This window comes from Microcystis sp. M53603_WE2 (assembly GCF_030065435.1).
The window spans coordinates 1-3,212 of the sequence record NZ_JASJFF010001220.1; the positions used below are offsets into that span (position 1 = coordinate 1).

3 protein-coding genes are annotated in these 3,212 nt (G+C 45.9%); all 3 read right to left on the reverse strand.

Going from position 1 to position 3,212, the window contains the following annotated elements:
* Nucleotides 1–50: 50 nt before the first annotated feature.
* Nucleotides 51–881: a 4-hydroxy-tetrahydrodipicolinate reductase gene (dapB, locus tag PX481_RS25505; protein ID WP_288096753.1), complete on the reverse strand. Its 831-nt coding sequence runs from the start codon at nt 879–881 to the stop codon at nt 51–53.
* 861 nt (nt 882–1,742) lie between these two features.
* Nucleotides 1,743–2,195 carry a divergent PAP2 family protein gene (locus tag PX481_RS25510; protein WP_079209560.1) on the reverse strand — a complete coding sequence of 151 codons (453 nt, stop codon included), beginning with the start codon at nt 2,193–2,195 and terminating at the stop codon, nt 1,743–1,745.
* 17 nt (nt 2,196–2,212) lie between these two features.
* Nucleotides 2,213–3,142 carry a geranylgeranyl diphosphate synthase CrtE gene (gene crtE, locus PX481_RS25515; RefSeq protein WP_190356510.1) on the reverse strand — a complete coding sequence of 310 codons (930 nt, stop codon included), beginning with the start codon at nt 3,140–3,142 and terminating at the stop codon, nt 2,213–2,215.
* Between the last annotated feature and the right edge of the window lie 70 nt (nt 3,143–3,212).

The following is a 3,212-nucleotide window of genomic DNA, read 5'->3' on the forward strand; positions in this document are numbered from 1 at the left end:
CACCGATATTCAGCCAGCTGTAATTATTAAGGAACTACCTTTCTCTAAATTTAGAGAATTTTTTCTAAACCGTAGACGAGGGATTGCAGCTGAGTAACTTTGCGGATAGAGAGGAGAACCCCCGGCATATAACAGGAGCGATCGCTGGTATCATGACGAAGGGTATAGATTTCCCCGGGGGAACCGAAAATGACTTCCTGGTGGGCAATTAAACCGGGTAAACGCACGCTATGAATACGGATGTTCTCGGCAGTTAAACCGCCTCTAGCGCCGGGGATGGTTTCTTTTTCGGAAACTTGGGCAGGATTAAAGGTTTTACCCAATTCTGCCAGTAATTCGGCGGTTTTAATGGCTGTGCCACTGGGTGCGTCTGCTTTTTGATTGTGATGCAGTTCGATAATTTCCACATGATCAAAGTAGCGGGATGCTTGCACGGCAGCCTGTTGTAGTAAAACCATGCCAAGGGAAAAATTGGGGATAACTAAACAGCCGGTGCTGGCTTTTTCGGCAAATTCGGCTAAATCTTGTAGTTGTGCCGGCGATAATCCCGTAGTTCCCACCACGGGACGCACTCCATAGGCGATCGCACTGCGGGTATTGTCATAAACACCGTCGGGATGGGTAAAATCCACCATCACCCCTTGCACTTTTTCCTGAGTTGCCAGGACTAAAACACTCTGCAAATCCTCGAGAATCGGCACTTCTAGGGGTTCACAACCGGCCACTTCCCCCACATCTTGACCTCGAAAAGCTGGATTTCGATCCACTGCACCCACTAAGATCATATCGTCGGCACGAGCAACGGCTTTAATGACTTCCCGTCCCATTTTGCCGGCTGCACCGTTGACAACTACAGGAATCGGTCCTCTATTTTCGGTCATGGTTAATTATTCTCCTTATATATAACCTGAGTTCGGGATAAGAAAAGGGAGAAGTGATCTGCTGAAAAACAGAAAACCATTCAGCCACCTTGCCCTAGAGTTAGTATAGATGCTTTATTCTGTCCTGTCGATGATTTTTGCCAATAATTTGCACCTCAATGCTCAAAAAGCTTACTTGCTTATGGACTGAAGACTCGACAACGAAAAATAAGCTTATGTCTGGGGGAAATTATGACGATTTTAATCGCTTTTCATACGGCGGATTCAGGCTCAGTCTGGTACATCTTCTCAGTGGAAAGGCTTATCCAATAATACTAAATCCGGTTATTAAAAACTGATTATTTAGGGTTTGCTGAATAATGGTAAAACCCTTTTAAAATAAGGCTTTTGACCTGTTAAAATCCGATGTTCATGCTGCGAAAATCGGATTGGGACCATCAAAAACCTTGCATTATCCTTATTATAGTACATAAGTTGGTACAAAAAAGAGAGGGCAACAAAGCCTGAAACTCCCGACGACCGGCTACTGACGACCGGCTACTGACTCCTAACCCCACCAACAAACTTTTTGCCGCAAACCCTATTTAGACCATGTAGCTGAATACTGGAGCGATGCTTGTGCCAATTTACCCAGTTATCAGCACTTTGTTGAGTGGATTCCTGTAACTTTGATTCCTTTTTGCCTCTATCTCAAACATTGCTGCTGATGCGTTTCAAATTTGAATTGGCGTACCAAGATTGGCCATCTCAAAACTTTGAAAACCGCAAAAGCCCTCAATTTTTAGGGATTGTAACATGAGTGATTACCCCGGATTTTCAGTTCTTAAATCTAGTTTATCTCAACCCCAGAAAACACCTCAATTAATGACAGAGCAGCACCAGGGCGATACCGATACCCAAACTTAAACCGACCAGCACTTGAAAAGGAGTATGACCAATTAATTCCTTTAAACGTTCCTCGTTAAATTCCTTGCCCTCCTGGAACATTTCATCGATAATTTGATTGAGAATCCGGGCCTGTTTTCCTGCTGCCTGACGCACTCCAGCCGCATCATACATAACAATAACCGCAAAAAGCGCCGCAATCGCAAATTCGGGACTAGACCAACCCATCTGTAATCCTACCCCAGTCGCCAAGGCCCCCACCAGCGCCGAGTGAGCGCTAGGCATTCCTCCCGACGAGACTAGATAGCGCAGACTCACCTTACCATCGCGGATTAACTCAATCAGCGCTTTTAGTCCCTGGGCAGTGAAACAAGCTAAAAGAGAGACTAGCAGTATTTGATTGTGTAACACCTGCTCGAAGTCCTGCATAATCTCATTCGTTTAATTTAATTTTTACGATTAACAATATACTCGGCGATGGCCCGTAAAGGTTCAGCGGCCTCATCGTAGCTACTCAATTCACCGATGGCACTGTCTATTAACTGTTGAGCTTGCTGGCGGGACCCTTCTATCCCCCAGAGACTGGGATAGGTGGCTTTTTGTGCCTGTAGATCCTTACCGGCGGTTTTACCTAATTCCTCCTTTGTCGCCGTGATATCGAGAACATCATCGATAATTTGGAAAGCCAAGCCAATATTTTGGGCATAGCGGGCTAATTTAGCTATATCTTCCCCTTTTGCCCCCGCTAAAACTGCCCCCGACACCACAGAAGTCTCCAACAGGGCCCCCGTTTTCTGAGTATGGATAAAACCGAGAGTTTCTGCCGAAATATCGGGTTTTCCTTCGGATTCCAAGTCTAAAACCTGACCTCCCACTAAACCCGCTGCCCCGACCGTGCGACCTAAACGGGCAATTACCTCTAAAATCTGTAGGGGAGGTACATTACGAGTCTGGGTAGCCACATACTCGAAAGCGTAGGCTAGGAGACCATCCCCAGCTAAAATAGCGATATCTTCGCCAAAAACCTTATGGTTGGTTAATTTCCCACGTCGGTAATCATCGTTATCCATGGCGGGTAAATCGTCATGAATTAATGACATAGTGTGAATCATTTCTAGGGCGCAAGCGGTGGGTAAAGCCATCTCTAGGGAACCCCCCATCAATTCACAGGTAGCCAGACATAAAATCGGCCGCAGCCGTTTGCCACCGGCGAGGAGAGAATAGCGCATCGCCTCGTAGATTTTGGCAGGATTGCCGATAACTAAAGAGCTATCTAAAGCTGACTCGACAATTAACCGCTTTTCCTCTAGATAGGAAGCCAGAGAAAAGCTCTCGTTTTTCCTCACTTCTACCCCTTGTTCGCCCCTAGTAACCATGTCTTTTTGTCTTGAACCGACTGCTTTTAAAACTATATCAGGAAACTCCACCTCGATCGGAATTAAACTG